At 50.9% G+C, this 15193-nt stretch carries 12 protein-coding genes and 2 tRNA genes; all 14 read left to right on the top strand.

Annotated features, from left to right (window positions below):
* The first annotated feature begins 171 nt into the window (after positions 1-171).
* The 14 genes from rlmE to pnp all read left to right on the top strand — a co-directional run bounded on the left by rlmE (position 172) and on the right by pnp (position 15170).
* Positions 172-801 carry a 23S rRNA (uridine(2552)-2'-O)-methyltransferase RlmE gene (gene rlmE, locus J1782_RS20335; protein ID WP_152325290.1) on the top strand — a complete coding sequence of 210 codons (630 nt, stop codon included), beginning with the start codon at positions 172-174 and terminating at the stop codon, positions 799-801.
* A 56-nt stretch (positions 802-857) separates the two neighbouring features.
* Positions 858-2801, top strand: coding sequence for an ATP-dependent zinc metalloprotease FtsH (gene ftsH / locus J1782_RS20330; protein ID WP_165059684.1), 1944 nt, complete (start codon positions 858-860; stop codon positions 2799-2801).
* A gap of 123 nt (positions 2802-2924) precedes the next feature.
* Complete coding sequence (folP, locus tag J1782_RS20325; RefSeq protein ID WP_217153808.1) at positions 2925-3764, top strand: dihydropteroate synthase; 840 nt, start codon at positions 2925-2927, stop codon at positions 3762-3764.
* A 2-nt stretch (positions 3765-3766) separates the two neighbouring features.
* Positions 3767-5107: a phosphoglucosamine mutase gene (glmM, locus tag J1782_RS20320; protein WP_152325287.1), complete on the top strand. Its 1341-nt coding sequence runs from the start codon at positions 3767-3769 to the stop codon at positions 5105-5107.
* A gap of 260 nt (positions 5108-5367) precedes the next feature.
* On the top strand, positions 5368-5703 hold the full coding sequence (gene secG / locus J1782_RS20315; RefSeq protein ID WP_101078321.1) for a preprotein translocase subunit SecG: 336 nt from the start codon (positions 5368-5370) through the stop codon (positions 5701-5703).
* A gap of 83 nt (positions 5704-5786) precedes the next feature.
* Positions 5787-5873 (top strand) — tRNA-Leu (locus J1782_RS20310).
* Positions 5874-5932: 59 nt separating this feature from the next.
* Positions 5933-6009: transfer RNA gene (locus J1782_RS20305), tRNA-Met, on the top strand.
* Between the two features lie 231 nt (positions 6010-6240).
* Complete coding sequence (gene rimP / locus J1782_RS20300) at positions 6241-6693, top strand: ribosome maturation factor RimP (RefSeq protein WP_147243271.1); 453 nt, start codon at positions 6241-6243, stop codon at positions 6691-6693.
* Between the two features lie 23 nt (positions 6694-6716).
* On the top strand, positions 6717-8225 hold the full coding sequence (gene nusA, locus J1782_RS20295; protein WP_152325286.1) for a transcription termination factor NusA: 1509 nt from the start codon (positions 6717-6719) through the stop codon (positions 8223-8225).
* Positions 8226-8249: 24 nt separating this feature from the next.
* Positions 8250-10943: a translation initiation factor IF-2 gene (gene infB, locus J1782_RS20290; RefSeq protein WP_152325285.1), complete on the top strand. Its 2694-nt coding sequence runs from the start codon at positions 8250-8252 to the stop codon at positions 10941-10943.
* A gap of 79 nt (positions 10944-11022) precedes the next feature.
* Positions 11023-11436, top strand: a complete 414-nt coding sequence (gene rbfA / locus J1782_RS20285) for a 30S ribosome-binding factor RbfA (protein WP_101078324.1) — start codon at positions 11023-11025, stop codon at positions 11434-11436.
* The gene (truB, locus tag J1782_RS20280) at positions 11437-12381 is read left to right on the top strand and encodes a tRNA pseudouridine(55) synthase TruB (protein WP_165058864.1); all 945 of its coding nucleotides are present in this window, start codon (positions 11437-11439) and stop codon (positions 12379-12381) included.
* Between the two features lie 122 nt (positions 12382-12503).
* Positions 12504-12773, top strand: a complete 270-nt coding sequence (rpsO, locus tag J1782_RS20275; RefSeq protein ID WP_014333706.1) for a 30S ribosomal protein S15 — start codon at positions 12504-12506, stop codon at positions 12771-12773.
* Between the two features lie 273 nt (positions 12774-13046).
* On the top strand, positions 13047-15170 hold the full coding sequence (gene pnp / locus J1782_RS20270; protein ID WP_217153807.1) for a polyribonucleotide nucleotidyltransferase: 2124 nt from the start codon (positions 13047-13049) through the stop codon (positions 15168-15170).
* The last annotated feature ends 23 nt before the right edge of the window (positions 15171-15193 follow it).

Raw genomic sequence — 15193 nt, 5'->3', positions numbered from 1 at the left:
CTTAAGTTGGGATTGAAAACGGGTCATTCTACCGCCATCTCATGTATATCACCAACCCGGACTGCTCCGGGAAGGGAATTATACTGACTTAGCCATAGACGTCATGATGCTAACAGCTTGTTCCAAAAGCTCTAACTCAGGGTGGTTGGAAAACTATATGGTTATTAAATAATGTCTAATAAGAAGCGTTCTGCAAGTTCCAGTCGCTGGTTGCAGGAACACTTTAGCGATAAATATGTGCTACAAGCACAGAAAAAAGGCCTACGTTCCCGTGCCTGGTTTAAACTTGATGAAATCCAGCAAGGCGATAAGCTGTTTAAACCGGGTATGACAGTCGTCGATTTAGGTGCCGCACCGGGCGGTTGGTCGCAGTTTGCGGCGACCCAAATCGGCAACAAAGGGCGAATTATTGCTCTGGACCTTTTACCTATGGATCCTATTGTAGGAGTCGATTTCCTTCAGGGGGATTTTCGTGATGAATTAGTTCTCAAAGCGCTGCTCGAACGCGTGGGAGAAAACAAAGTTCAGGTGGTCATGTCCGATATGGCCCCGAATATGAGCGGTACTCCGGCAGTCGATATTCCAAAATCGATGTATCTGGTTGAGTTAGCGCTGGATATGTGTCGGGATGTATTAGCACCAGGCGGAAGTTTCCTGGTGAAGGTGTTTCAGGGAGATGGCTTTGATGAATACCTGCGGGAAATTCGCTCCCTGTTTACGAAGGTGAAGATTCGTAAGCCAGACGCTTCCCGAGCACGTTCGCGAGAAGTGTACATCGTAGCGACAGGGCGGAAAGAGTAGTACCCTAACGCTGTTTGTTAACACAGTTGTAATATGAGGTTAATCCCTTGAGTGACATGGCGAAGAACCTGATCCTCTGGTTAGTCATCGCGGTTGTATTGATGTCTGTATTTCAGAGTTTTGGGCCCAGCGAGTCGAATGGCAGTAAGGTGGATTACACTACCTTTACTACCGAAGTGGCCCAAGACCAGGTTCGTGAAGTACGTATCAATGGACGTGCGATTGACGTAACCAAAAAAGACAGCAGCAAATACACAACCTATATCCCGGTAAATGACCCTAAATTACTGGATACGCTGCTGAGCAAAAACGTGAAAGTTGTTGGCGAACCGCCTGAACAGCAGAGCTTCCTCGCAACTATCTTTATTTCATGGTTCCCGATGCTGCTCCTGATTGGCGTCTGGATATTCTTTATGCGACAAATGCAGGGTGGCGGTGGCAAAGGTGCAATGTCCTTTGGCAAAAGCAAAGCCCGCATGCTGACGGAAGACCAAATCAAAACCACATTCGCTGATGTTGCAGGTTGCGACGAAGCGAAGGAAGAAGTGAGCGAACTGGTAGATTACCTGCGCGAGCCGAGCCGTTTCCAGAAATTGGGCGGTAAAATTCCTAAAGGCGTTCTGATGGTCGGTCCTCCGGGTACCGGTAAAACCTTGCTGGCTAAAGCCATTGCAGGTGAAGCTAAAGTTCCATTCTTTACTATTTCCGGTTCTGACTTCGTTGAAATGTTCGTGGGTGTGGGTGCATCTCGTGTGCGTGACATGTTCGAACAGGCGAAGAAAGCCGCTCCATGTATCATTTTCATCGATGAAATTGACGCCGTTGGCCGTCAGCGTGGCGCAGGTTTAGGCGGTGGTCATGATGAACGTGAACAAACGCTGAACCAGATGTTGGTTGAGATGGATGGCTTCGAAGGTAACGAAGGAATCATCGTTATTGCCGCGACTAACCGTCCGGACGTTCTTGACCCGGCATTGCTGCGTCCAGGCCGTTTCGACCGTCAGGTTGTGGTTGGCTTGCCGGACGTTCGTGGCCGTGAACAGATTCTGAAAGTTCACATGCGTCGTGTTCCTTTGGCCACTGACGTTGATGCTTCTGTGATTGCCCGTGGTACACCTGGTTTCTCCGGTGCTGACCTGGCAAACCTTGTCAACGAAGCTGCGCTATTCTCCGCGCGTGGTAACAAACGCGTGGTGTCTATGGTTGAGTTCGAAAAAGCCAAAGACAAAATCATGATGGGTGCAGAACGCCGTTCCATGGTGATGACAGAATCGCAGAAAGAATCGACCGCGTATCATGAAGCAGGCCACGCCATTATTGGCCGTCTGGTTCCTGAACACGACCCGGTGCATAAAGTGACGATTATTCCTCGCGGACGTGCATTAGGTGTGACCTTCTTTCTGCCTGAAGGCGATGCCATTAGCGCCAGCCGTCAGAAACTCGAAAGCCAGATTTCTACCTTGTACGGTGGCCGTCTTGCTGAAGAAATCATCTACGGCGTGGAAAAAGTGTCTACCGGCGCGTCTAACGACATTAAAGTTGCAACGTCGATTGCCCGTAACATGGTGACGCAATGGGGCTTCTCAGAGAAATTAGGTCCGTTGCTGTATGCAGAAGAAGAAGGCGAAGTCTTCCTCGGTCGTTCAGTGGCGAAAGCTAAGCATATGTCTGATGAAACAGCCCGCATCATTGACCAGGAAGTAAAATCACTGGTTGAGCGTAACTATGTGCGTGCACGCACTTTGCTGATGGAAAACATGGATATCCTTCATTCAATGAAAGATGCCCTGATGAAATATGAAACCATCGATGCACCACAAATTGACGACCTGATGAACCGTACAGAAGTTCGCCCGCCAGCAGGCTGGGACGATGCAAACGGTAAAAACGGTAACGGCAATTCTAACGACGGTGGTGCGCCTAAAGCCCCAACGCCAGTTGACGAACCTCGTACACCAAATCCTGGCAACACGATGTTTGAGCAATTCAGCGGCAAATAAGCAGCTGGTTGGAAAATAACGCAGATAACACTCAACCCCGGGCTTGCCCGGGGTTTTTTATGCGTGCATTCTTTGTCTCGGAATTTGAAACTGCCTCACGAACGACCAGAAGGGACATGATTTATGCACCTCACAGCCAGAGAGTCGATACTGGATCTCACTTTTCCCCAAGTGATGGGGATCCTGAATGTTACCCCGGATTCTTTTTCCGATGGCGGGCGACACAACACGCTGGATCTTGCGCTTCGACACGCTCAGGCGATGGTTGATGCTGGCGCGACAATCCTTGATATCGGGGGCGAATCAACGCGTCCGGGCGCAGCTGAAGTGAGCGAAGATGAAGAACTGGCCCGCGTGGTACCGATCGTTGAGGCGATAGCCCGGCGTTTTGATGTCTGGATTTCTGTCGATACCTCGAAGGCTTCAGTGATCCGCGAATCCGCGAATGCGGGCATGCATTTGATTAACGACATTCGTTCGCTTCAGGAGCCGGGAGCATTGCAGGCTGCGGCAGAAACCGGGTTACCCGTTTGTCTGATGCACATGCAAGGAGACCCGAAAACAATGCAGCATTCTCCGCATTACGGAGATGTAGTTGCCGAAGTTGAGCAGTATCTTGCCGGGCAAATTTCGCGTTGTGTGAACGCCGGTATTCCTAAAAATAAATTGTTACTCGACCCCGGCTTCGGTTTCGGTAAAAATCTGGAACACAATTACCAGATGCTCGCCCGACTGGCAGAATTCCATCATCTGGGATTGCCGCTTCTGGTGGGTATGTCGCGAAAATCTATGGTGGGGCAACTGCTGCATGTGTCACCTGAAAAGCGGGTTACCGGGAGTGTCGCCTGTGCAGTCATCGCGGCTATGCAAGGCGCTCAGATAATCCGGGTACATGATGTCAAAGAAACCGTTGAAGCGATGCGTATCGTCGAAGCCACACTTTCTGCAAGGAATAAAAAATAACTATGAGCAACCGTAAATACTTTGGGACAGATGGCATCCGCGGAAAAGTAGGCGATAGCCCGATTACACCTGATTTTGTTCTGAAACTCGGCTGGGCTGCCGGTAAAGTGCTGGCCCGACACGGTTCGCGCAAAGTTATTATCGGCAAAGACACCCGCATTTCCGGTTATATGCTGGAATCTGCACTGGAAGCCGGGCTGGCTGCGGCCGGTCTGTCGGCTTCTTTCACCGGACCTATGCCAACGCCAGCGGTTGCTTACCTTACAAGAACATTCCGGGCAGAAGCGGGGATTGTTATCTCTGCATCGCATAACCCTTACTACGACAACGGCATCAAGTTTTTCACCATCGACGGGACGAAACTGCCTGATGAAGTTGAAGAGGCTATTGAAGCTGAGCTGGAAAAACCGCTGACCTGCGTAGAGTCTGCCGAACTGGGCAAAGCCAGCCGGATCGTTGACGCAGCAGGCCGTTATATCGAATTTTGCAAAGGTACATTCCCGAGCGAACTGAGCCTGAATAGCCTCAAAATTGTGGTCGACTGTGCCAATGGCGCAACCTATCACATTGCCCCAAGCGTGCTGCGCGAACTGGGTGCTAAAGTGATTGCGATCGGCTGCGAGCCTGACGGCATGAACATCAATGAAGAATGCGGTGCGACAGATGTACGTCAGTTGCAAAAACGCGTTCTGGCAGAAAAAGCTGACCTCGGTCTGGCATTTGATGGCGACGGTGACCGTTTGATCATGGTTGACCACGAAGGCAACAAGGTCGATGGCGACCAGATCCTTTATATCATTGCGCGCGAAGGTTTGCGCCAGGGGCAGCTGAAAGGCGGCGCCGTGGGCACGCTGATGAGCAATATGGGGCTGGAACTGGCGCTCAAACAGCTGGGCATTCCTTTCACCCGCGCTAAAGTCGGCGACCGCTACGTGCTGGAGAAAATGCAGGAGAAAGGCTGGCGCATCGGTGCAGAAAACTCAGGTCACATTATCCTGCTGGACAAAACCACCACAGGAGATGGCATCGTGGCCGGTTTGCAAGTGCTCACTGCGATGGTTCGCAACCATATGAGCCTTCACGATCTTTGCAGCGGCATGAAATTGTTGCCGCAGATTTTGGTGAATGTTCGCTTTGCCGGGGAACATGATCCGCTGGAATCCGACGACGTCAAAAAAGTGACTGCTGAAGTGGAAAAAGAGCTGGGTGGTCGCGGCCGTGTGCTGTTACGCAAATCAGGCACCGAACCGTTGCTGCGCGTGATGGTTGAAGGCGAAGACGCGGCACTGGTCGAAAAACTGGCGAACCGTATCGCCGATGCCGTAAAAGCCGTGAAGCCGTAAGCCGATAAAAAACGGAGAATTTTCATTTTTTTTCGCCGCAGCTTTATTTCCGGGGAGCGGCGTAAAATGAATCACTTTGGTTGTTTTGACGGATATTTGACGATTTTTTCCGCAAACGAACAATCTGATGAAAATTGCCCTTGCGCGGTAATACGGCTTTGGTTAGTATTCACACCCGCTTCAGTGGGTCCTTGAATGACCTGCTAAATTGGTGAGAAGCAATTGGCATGCGGTGAACCCGCGAGGATACAGGTACTACTATGTACGACGCTCTTCTGGTGATTTTCCTTATCGTAGCAATCGGCCTTGTGGCTCTGGTTATGCTGCAACAGGGTAAAGGCGCTGATATGGGAGCCTCTTTCGGAGCAGGTGCTTCTGGCACATTGTTCGGTTCGAGTGGTTCCGGTAACTTCATGACCCGCATGACAGGCATTTTGGCCGCACTGTTCTTTATCATTAGTTTGATTCTTGGGAACATGAGTACCAATAAAGGCCAAAAAGGTAGTGAGTGGGAAAACTTAAGTCAGCCAGCACAAACTGAGCAGACTACTGCACCGGCCGCTCCAGCAGCGCCTAACAGTGACGTTCCTCACTAAGCAGTAAACTTCTTATCAAAAGAAGCAGAGTTTTAAACAGTGGCTTGTGCTTGGACAGTATGAGCGATTGTGAAAAAAAGAGTGCCGAGGTGGTGGAATTGGTAGACACGCTACCTTGAGGTGGTAGTGCCCGAATGGGCTTACGGGTTCAAGTCCCGTCCTCGGTACCAATCTTTATGATAACTTGCTTTTAAGCGGTTATCGGCGTAATATTTGCCACGTTTTCGGACGCGGGGTGGAGCAGCCTGGTAGCTCGTCGGGCTCATAACCCGAAGGTCGTCGGTTCAAATCCGGCCCCCGCAACCACTTTCCCTAAGTGTTTATTTCAAATAGACTTTCAGTATCTTCCTGTGATGTTCTGCAGCTCCAATTTGAAAGCTTCAATTTGAAAATAATACTTTGCGAAAGTTGCACCGAAGCCGCCTGTGCGGCAAATAGGGTCCAGTTGCATAAAGCCCCGATTTATCGGGGTTTTTTGTTATTTGGCAACAGAATCACTGGGCTATTTAGCCCTTTTTTTATGTCTTGGGGGTGGGCTTGTCCACATTAGAACAAAAATTAACAGAGCTGATTACAGCACCAGTCGAGGCACTTGGCTTTGAGCTGGTGGGCATCGAGTTCGTTCGGGCTCGCCAATCGACGTTGCGCATCTATATTGATAGTGACGCCGGGATCAATGTTGATGATTGTGCTGATGTCAGCCACCAGGTGAGCGCTGTGCTGGACGTAGAAGATCCAGTCACCGTCGCCTATAACCTGGAAGTTTCCTCTCCAGGCCTTGATCGTCCTATGTTCACCGCTGAACATTATCAACGTTTCCTCGGTGACGAAGTTAGCATTGTCCTGCGAATGGCTGTGCAGAACCGTCGCAAATGGCAGGGCATTATTAAGGCTGTCGAAGGCGAAATGATCACGGTGACAGTGGAAGGGAAAGATGAAGTGTTCGCACTGAGCAACATCCAGAAAGCGAACCTGGTACCCCACTTTTAAAGAGTTTGGAAGAGGCAACTAGGATGAACAAAGAGATTCTGGCTGTTGTAGAAGCAGTTTCTAATGAAAAATCCCTCCCGCGCGAGAAGATTTTTGAAGCGCTGGAAATTGCATTATCAACAGCGACCAAGAAAAAATACGAGCAGGAAATCGAAGTCCGCGTCAGCATTGACCGCAAAACCGGTGACTTTGATACCTTCCGTCGTTGGGTTGCAGTCGACGAAGTGACTCAGCCTACCCGCGAGATCACCCTCGAGGCCGCACAATACGAAGATCCGTCCATCGAGCTTGGCGGATACATCGAAGACCAAATTGAGTCGGTCACTTTCGACCGCATCACCACACAGACTGCTAAACAAGTTATCGTACAAAAAGTACGTGAAGCAGAACGTGCAATGGTGGTTGAGCAATTCCGCGAACAACAGGGCGAAATCGTCACTGGTGTCGTTAAAAAAGTAAACCGCGACAGCATCGCACTGGATTTAGGCAGCAACGCTGAAGCCGTTATCCTGCGTGAAGACATGCTTCCGCGTGAAAACTTCCGCTCTGGCGACCGTATCCGTGGCGTGCTGTATGATGTTCGTCCGGAAGCACGTGGCGCCCAGTTGTTTGTCAGCCGTTCACGTAATGAGATGCTGATCGAACTGTTCCGCATCGAAGTACCAGAAATTGGTGAAGAGCTGATTGAGATTAAAGCGGCAGCCCGTGATCCCGGTTCCCGTGCAAAAATCGCAGTGAAAACCAACGATAAACGTATCGACCCGGTAGGTGCCTGTGTCGGTATGCGTGGCGCACGCGTTCAGGCCGTATCCAGTGAACTGGGCGGTGAACGTATCGATATCATCCTTTGGGATGATAATCCTGCGCAATTCGTGATCAACGCTATGGCGCCGGCAGACGTCGCTTCCATCGTTGTTGATGAAGATAAATGCACCATGGATATCGCCGTCGAAGCCAGCAACCTGGCACAGGCGATTGGCCGTAATGGTCAGAACGTGCGTTTGGCCTCCCAATTGTTGAAACAGCATCGTGGTGATGACAAGTGGGAACTGAACGTGATGACAGCAGACGACCTGCAAGCCAAGCATCAGGCTGAGGCACACGCTGCGATTGATACCTTCACGAAATACCTGGCCATTGATGAAGATTTTGCCACGGTTCTGGTCGAAGAAGGTTTCTCTACGCTTGAAGAACTGGCTTACGTGCCAGTCAACGAACTGCTTGAAATCGACGGCCTGGATGAAGACACCGTAGACGCGCTGCGCGAACGTGCAAAAGAAGCGCTGACCACTATTGCTTTAGCCCAGGAAGAAAGTCTCGGTGATAAAAAGCCTGCTGATGATCTGCTGAACCTGGCGGGTCTGGAACGTAGCATGGCATTTAAACTGGCTGCCCAAGGGGTTTGTACGCTGGAAGATCTTGCCGAGCAGGGTGTCGACGATCTGGCTGATATTGAAGGTCTTACTGACGAGCGGGCTGGTGAACTTATCATGGCTGCGCGCAATATCTGCTGGTTTGGCGACAACGCGTAATAAACTGTAGCAGGAAGGAACAGCATGACAGATGTAACTGTAAAATCGCTGGCGGCAGAGATTCAGACACCGGTAGATCGCCTGGTACAGCAATTTGCTGATGCAGGGATCTCGAAGTCCGAAGCTGACTCTGTGACCCAGCAAGAAAAAGAAACATTGTTGGCGCATCTGAATGGTGGAAACTCAGGTGCGACAAACAAACTGACGTTACAACGCAAAACGCGTAGTACACTGAATATTCCGAGCACCGGCGGGAAGAGTAAATCGGTGCAAATCGAGGTCCGCAAGAAACGCACTTATGTTAAACGTGATATGACCGAGGCAGAGATTGCCCAGGCCGAAGCGGAAGAGCAGGCGAAGCGTGACGCGGAAGAACAGGCACAGCGTGTAGCAGCAGAGCAAGCCCAGCGCGAAGCTCAGGAAAAAGCCAAGCGCGCCGCCGAAGAGCAAGCTAAACGTGAGGCCGCTGATAAAGCTAAGCGTGACGCAGCGGAAAAAGATAAAGTGACGAATCAACATACCGATGAAGTAACCAAACCAGCTCAGGCAGAGAAAGCACGCCGTGAAGCTGAAGCCGCAGAGCTGAAACGCAAAACGGAAGAAGAAGCCCAGCGTAAGCTTGAAGAAAACGCCAAGCGCATTGCAGAAGAAGCCCGTAAAATGGCTGACTCTGGTGTCTGGACTGAAACTGCCGCGCCAAGCGAATCAGAATCTGCTGACTACCATGTCACCACTTCTACCCACGCCCGTGCTGCTGAAGACGAGAATGACGCCAAAGTTGAAGGCGAACGTCGTAGCCGTACCCGCGGTGGCAAAGCGACCAAACAGAAGAAAGGCAACAAGCTGTCCGAATCTAAAGCGGATCGCGAAGAAGCCCGTGCTGTTGGCCGTAATGGTAAAGGCAAACGCAAACCAAGCACCCTGCAACAGAGCTTCAACAAGCCTGTTATCGCGGTTAACCGTGATGTCGTGATTGGCGAAACCATTACTGTTGCCGAACTGGCAAATAAAATGGCAGTGAAAGGTTCTCAGGTCATCAAAACCATGATGAAACTGGGCGCCATGGCCACCATCAACCAGGTTATTGATCAGGAAACTGCTCAGCTGGTTGCGGAAGAAATGGGCCACAAAGTTATTCTGCGTCGTGAGAACGAGCTGGAAGAAGCGCTGATGAGCGATCGTGATACAGCTTCTTCTGCTGCCGCTGAGCCACGTGCTCCGGTTGTGACCATCATGGGCCACGTTGACCACGGTAAAACCTCTTTGCTTGACTACATTCGTTCTACGAAAGTGGCAGCAGGCGAGGCCGGTGGTATTACCCAGCACATCGGTGCTTATCACGTTGAAACCGAAAATGGCATGATCACCTTCCTGGATACACCGGGACACGCCGCGTTTACTTCAATGCGCGCTCGTGGTGCTCAGGCTACGGACATCGTGGTTCTGGTTGTTTCTGCTGATGATGGCGTGATGCCACAAACGATCGAAGCAGTTCAGCATGCGAAAGCTGCTGGTGTGCCAATCGTCGTTGCAGTCAATAAAATTGATAAGCCAGACTCTGATCCGGATCGCGTTCGTACCGAACTGTCTCAGTACGGCGTTATGCCAGAAGAGTGGGGCGGTGAGTCTCAGTTCATCCACGTTTCTGCTAAAGTCGGTACTGGTATCGACGATCTGCTGCAAGCCATCTTGCTGCAAGCTGAAGTTCTGGAACTGAAAGCTGTTCGTACCGGTATGGCGAGTGGTGTTGTGATCGAGTCCTTCCTGGATAAAGGTCGCGGCCCGGTTGCTACCGTTCTGGTTCAGGAAGGTACGCTGAATAAAGGCGACATCATTCTGTGTGGCTTCGAATACGGCCGTGTCCGTGCGATGCGTGACGAAATGGGTCGTGACATTCTGTCAGCAGGTCCTTCAATCCCTGTCGAAGTGCTGGGTCTGTCCAGCGTTCCTGCTGCGGGTGATGAAGTGACCGTTGTTCGTGACGAGAAGAAAGCTCGTGAAGTTGCTCTGTATCGTCAGGGTAAATTCCGCGAAGTTAAACTGGCTCGTCAGCAGAAATCTAAACTGGAGAACATGTTCGCGAACATGACCGAAGGTGAAGTTTCTGAACTGAACATCGTTCTGAAATCTGACGTACAGGGTTCTTGCGAAGCGATTTCCGATGCATTGCAGAGCTTGTCTACCGACGAAGTGAAAGTCAAAATCGTAGGCATGGGTGTAGGTGGTATCACCGAAACTGATGCAACGCTGGCTGCTGCTTCCAACGCGATCATCCTCGGCTTCAACGTCCGTGCAGATGCTTCTGCCCGCCGTGTCGTAGAAAGCGAAAGCCTGGATCTGCGTTACTATTCCGTTATCTATAACCTGATTGACGAAGTTAAGCAGGCGATGAGCGGTATGTTGGCGCCAGAGTACAAACAGCAAATCATCGGCCTGGCTGAAGTTCGTGACGTGTTCAAGTCACCTAAATTCGGCGCAATTGCAGGTTGTATGGTTACTGAGGGTATGATCAAGCGTAACAACCCAATCCGTGTACTGCGTGATAACGTGGTGATCTATGAAGGCGAGCTGGAATCCCTGCGTCGCTTCAAAGATGACGTTGCTGAAGTTCGTAACGGCATGGAATGTGGTATCGGCGTTAAGAACTACAACGATGTGCGTGCTGGCGATGTGATCGAAGTCTTCGAAATCATCGAGATCAAACGTACTATCGCTTAACGTTTGCGAAGTAGCTGATATCCAGATGGGGGGCCTTGCGCCCCCTTATTTGTCTGGATCAAGTGAGGAGAAAAGCATCATGGCAAAAGAATTTAGCCGTACTCAGCGCGTCTCTCAGGAGATGCAAAAAGAAATCGCTATTATCTTACAGCGCGAAGTTAAAGACCCGCGCGTAGGAATGGCGACAGTTTCAGGCGTTGAAGTTTCACGCGATCTGGCTTATGCCAAAGTATTCGTGACCTTCCTGGACGTTCTGACGACTGACAATCACGATCCTGATCGTGTCAAAAATGGCATCAAAGCTTTGCAGGACGCATCCGGTTTCATCCGCACGCTGATCGGTAAAGCAATGCGTTTGCGCGTCGTGCCGGAACTGACTTTCGCTTACGACAACTCTTTGGTTGAAGGTATGCGCATGTCTAACCTGGTGACCAACGTTGTGAAGAACGATGCTGAACGTCGTTCAGCTGCAGGCGATGACGAGGAAGTATAAATGAGCCGCCCACGTCGCCGCGGTCGTGACATTCACGGCGTTCTGCTACTGGACAAATCGATTGGCTTGTCGTCCAACGATGCTCTGCAAAAGGTTAAACGTCTTTATAACGCTAACCGCGCAGGGCATACCGGTGCGCTGGATCCTCTGGCTACCGGCATGTTGCCGTTGTGCTTAGGTGAAGCCACCAAGTTTTCCCGATTCCTGCTCGATTCAGATAAGCGTTATCGTGTTATCGCCCGTATGGGACAGCGCACGGACACATCTGATGCTGAAGGCGCGATCATTTCTGAACGTGAAGTGACCTTCAGTCAGCAGCAACTGGATGACGCACTCAACAGCTTCCGCGGGGAAACCCGGCAAATTCCTTCCATGTATTCTGCACTGAAATACGAAGGGAAAAAGCTGTATGAGTACGCGCGCCAGGGCATCGAAGTTCCGCGAGAATCGCGCAGTATTACAGTGTATGAACTCAAGTTCATCCGCTGGGAAGGTTTTGAAGTTGAGCTGGAAATCCACTGCTCAAAAGGTACTTACATCCGTACGATTGTCGATGATCTCGGCGAGAAGTTGGGGTGTGGTGCGCACGTGACTTATCTGCGTCGTTTGCAGGTCGCAACCTATCCTTCTGAGCGTATGGTCACCATGGAAAAACTCCATGAGTTGATTGCTCAGGCTGAAGAGCAGGGCATAGAGCCTCGTCTTTTGCTGGATCCGTTGTTGTTGCCGATGGACAGCGCATGTGAAGACTTCCCGGAAGTGAATCTGCTGCCTGTGGTGGCCGGATATGTTAAGCAGGGCCAACCTGTTCAGGCATCTGGCGCGCCGGCGAGTGGCATGGTTCGCATCACCGAAGGCGAAGAACGTAAGTTTATCGGTGTGGGCGAAATAGATGATGATGGGCGCATTGCGCCGCGTCGTTTAGTCGTCGAATACACGGATTAAGCGCTTTCTGCTCACCTTGCGATCACATATAGCAAAGGGTAGAATAGCGCAGCTTATGCATTGGGTAGCTGAATTAGAGATCGGCTCCCGTTTAATTATCTATAATATTTTGGAGTAAGATTATGTCTCTAAGCGTTGAAGCTAAAGCTCAAATCGTTTCCGACTTCGGTCGTGGCACTAACGACAGTGGTTCTACCGAAGTTCAGGTTGCTCTGCTGACTGCTCAAATTAACCATCTGCAAGGTCACTTTGCAGAGCACAAAAAAGATCACCACAGCCGTCGTGGTCTGCTGCGTATGGTTTCTCAGCGTCGTAAACTGCTGGACTACCTGAAGCGTAAAGATGTAGCACGTTACACCAGCCTGATCGAACGTCTGGGTCTGCGTCGCTAATCAAGCGAGTTTCAGTGTAAAGGGGCCAATAGGCCCCTTTATTCTAGGAAGCATCAGCAAATCAGGTTACTGTATGGCTGCTGTTTCTATTGTTATTCTAAGAACATGAACTTCCGTTACAGATGTTTTCGCGCGGCTAATGAGAGACTTTATTGCCACAACGTCAGGCCAATAAGGATTGTCATTAGTCGCGAGAATGTAGTGAGAAGCTCGGATATTTATCGGTGTGAACTGCTGTCATAACAGCTGCGCGCCACAAACAAGGATATTACATTGCTTAATCCGACTATTCGTAAGTTCCAATACGGCCAGCACACCGTTACGCTGGAAACCGGCATGATGGCTCGTCAGGCTACTGCAGCTGTTATGGTTAGCATGGACGACACCGCGGTATTCGTTACCGTTGTTGGCCAGAAAAAAGCGAAACCAGGTCAGAGCTTCTTCCCGCTGACAGTTAACTATCAGGAGCGTACTTACGCTGCTGGTCGTATCCCGGGTAGCTTCTTCCGTCGTGAAGGCCGTCCAAGTGAAGGCGAAACGCTGACTTCGCGTCTGATTGACCGTCCGATCCGTCCTCTGTTCCCGGACTCTTTCCTGAATGAAGTTCAGGTTATCGCGACTGTGGTTTCCCTGAACCCACAAGTTAACCCTGACATCGTTGCGATGATCGGTGCGTCTGCTGCCCTGAGCCTGTCTGGTATTCCATTCAACGGCCCAATCGGTGCTGCACGCGTTGGTTACATCAACGACCAGTACGTTCTGAACCCAACCGCAGATGAGCTGAAAACAAGCCGTCTGGACCTGGTTGTTGCCGGTACTCAGGGCGCGGTGCTGATGGTTGAGTCTGAAGCTGAAGTGCTGAGCGAAGATCAGATGCTGGGCGCGGTCGTATTCGGCCACGAACAACAACAAATCGTTATCGACAACATCAACTCACTGGTTGCTGAAGCCGGTAAGCCAAAATGGGACTGGCAGCCAGAAGCGGTTAACTCCGAGCTGCACGCTCGCGTGGCTGCACTGTCTGAATCCCGTCTGGGTGATGCGTACCTGATCACTGATAAACAAGATCGTTACGCTCAGATCAACGTTATCAAATCTGACGTTGTTCAGGCTCTGCAAGCTGAAGACGACGCTCTGGATGCGGGCGAAATCTCCGACATCCTGGGCAGCATCGAGAAGAACGTGGTTCGTAGCCGTGTTCTCCGTGGCGAACCGCGTATCGATGGCCGTGAAAAAGACATGATCCGCGGTCTGGACGTGCGTACTGGCGTTCTGCCACGTACCCACGGTTCTGCGCTGTTCACCCGTGGTGAAACTCAGGCTTTGGTTACCGCAACTCTGGGTACTGCACGTGATGCGCAGAATCTGGATGAGCTGATGGGCGAGAAGACTGATAGCTTCCTGTTCCACTACAACTTCCCTCCGTACTCTGTTGGTGAAACAGGTATGGTTGGCTCGCCAAAACGTCGTGAGATTGGCCATGGCCGTCTTGCTAAACGTGGCGTGCTGGCAATGATGCCAAAACCAGAAGACTTCCCGTACACCGTACGTGTAGTTTCTGAAATCACCGAATCTAACGGTTCATCTTCAATGGCTTCTGTTTGTGGTGCTTCTCTGGCCCTGATGGATGCAGGTGTTCCGATTAAAGCCGCTGTTGCGGGTATCGCAATGGGTCTGGTTAAAGAAGACGACAGCTTTGTCGTTCTGTCCGACATTCTGGGTGACGAAGATCACCTGGGCGACATGGACTTCAAAGTGGCCGGTAGCCGCGACGGTATCACCGCGCTGCAGATGGACATTAAAATCGAAGGTATCACCCGCGAAATCATGCAGGTGGCTCTGAACCAGGCTAAGGGTGCGCGTCTGCACATTCTGGGCGTAATGGAACAGGCTATCAGCACACCACGTGGCGATATCTCTCAGTTTGCTCCACGCATCCACACCATCAAGATCAGTCCGGACAAAATTAAAGACGTGATCGGTAAAGGTGGTTCTGTGATCCGTGCTCTGACTGAAGAAACTGGCACCACTATCGAAATCGAAGATGACGGTACTGTTAAAATCGCAGCAACCGACGGCGAGAAAGCGAAATACGCTATCCGTCGTATCGAAGAGATCACTGCAGAAATCGAAGTGGGTCGTATCTATCAGGGTAAAGTGACCCGTATCGTTGACTTTGGTGCGTTTGTTGCCATCGGCGGCGGTAAAGAAGGTCTGGTTCACATTTCTCAAATCGCTGATAAGCGCGTTGAGAAAGTGACTGATTACCTGCAGATGGGCCAGGAAGTTCCGGTTAAAGTTCTGGAAGTTGACCGTCAGGGTCGTGTGCGTCTGAGCATCAAAGAAGCTACCGCACCAACTCAGGACGATACAACTGAGCAACCTGCAGCAGAATAATCTGTAACAGAAGTTTTACAGCT

Source organism: Rahnella sp. BCC 1045 (assembly GCF_019049615.1).
GTDB lineage: Bacteria > Pseudomonadota > Gammaproteobacteria > Enterobacterales > Enterobacteriaceae > Rahnella > Rahnella contaminans.
This window is presented reverse-complemented; position numbering and strand designations above follow the sequence as displayed.

Excerpts from the sequence above, each read along its gene's own strand:
- rpsO (WP_014333706.1), top strand. The coding sequence starts at position 12,504 with ATGTCTCTAAGCGTTGAAGCTAAAGCTCAAATCGTTTCCGACTTCGGT.
- nusA (WP_152325286.1), top strand. The coding sequence starts at position 6,717 with ATGAACAAAGAGATTCTGGCTGTTGTAGAAGCAGTTTCTAATGAAAAA.
- rlmE (WP_152325290.1), top strand. The coding sequence starts at position 172 with ATGTCTAATAAGAAGCGTTCTGCAAGTTCCAGTCGCTGGTTGCAGGAA.
- truB (WP_165058864.1), top strand. The coding sequence starts at position 11,437 with ATGAGCCGCCCACGTCGCCGCGGTCGTGACATTCACGGCGTTCTGCTA.
- glmM (WP_152325287.1), top strand. The coding sequence starts at position 3,767 with ATGAGCAACCGTAAATACTTTGGGACAGATGGCATCCGCGGAAAAGTA.
- secG (WP_101078321.1), top strand. The coding sequence starts at position 5,368 with ATGTACGACGCTCTTCTGGTGATTTTCCTTATCGTAGCAATCGGCCTT.
- ftsH (WP_165059684.1), top strand. The coding sequence starts at position 858 with ATGGCGAAGAACCTGATCCTCTGGTTAGTCATCGCGGTTGTATTGATG.
- folP (WP_217153808.1), top strand. The coding sequence starts at position 2,925 with ATGCACCTCACAGCCAGAGAGTCGATACTGGATCTCACTTTTCCCCAA.
- rbfA (WP_101078324.1), top strand. The coding sequence starts at position 11,023 with ATGGCAAAAGAATTTAGCCGTACTCAGCGCGTCTCTCAGGAGATGCAA.
- infB (WP_152325285.1), top strand. The coding sequence starts at position 8,250 with ATGACAGATGTAACTGTAAAATCGCTGGCGGCAGAGATTCAGACACCG.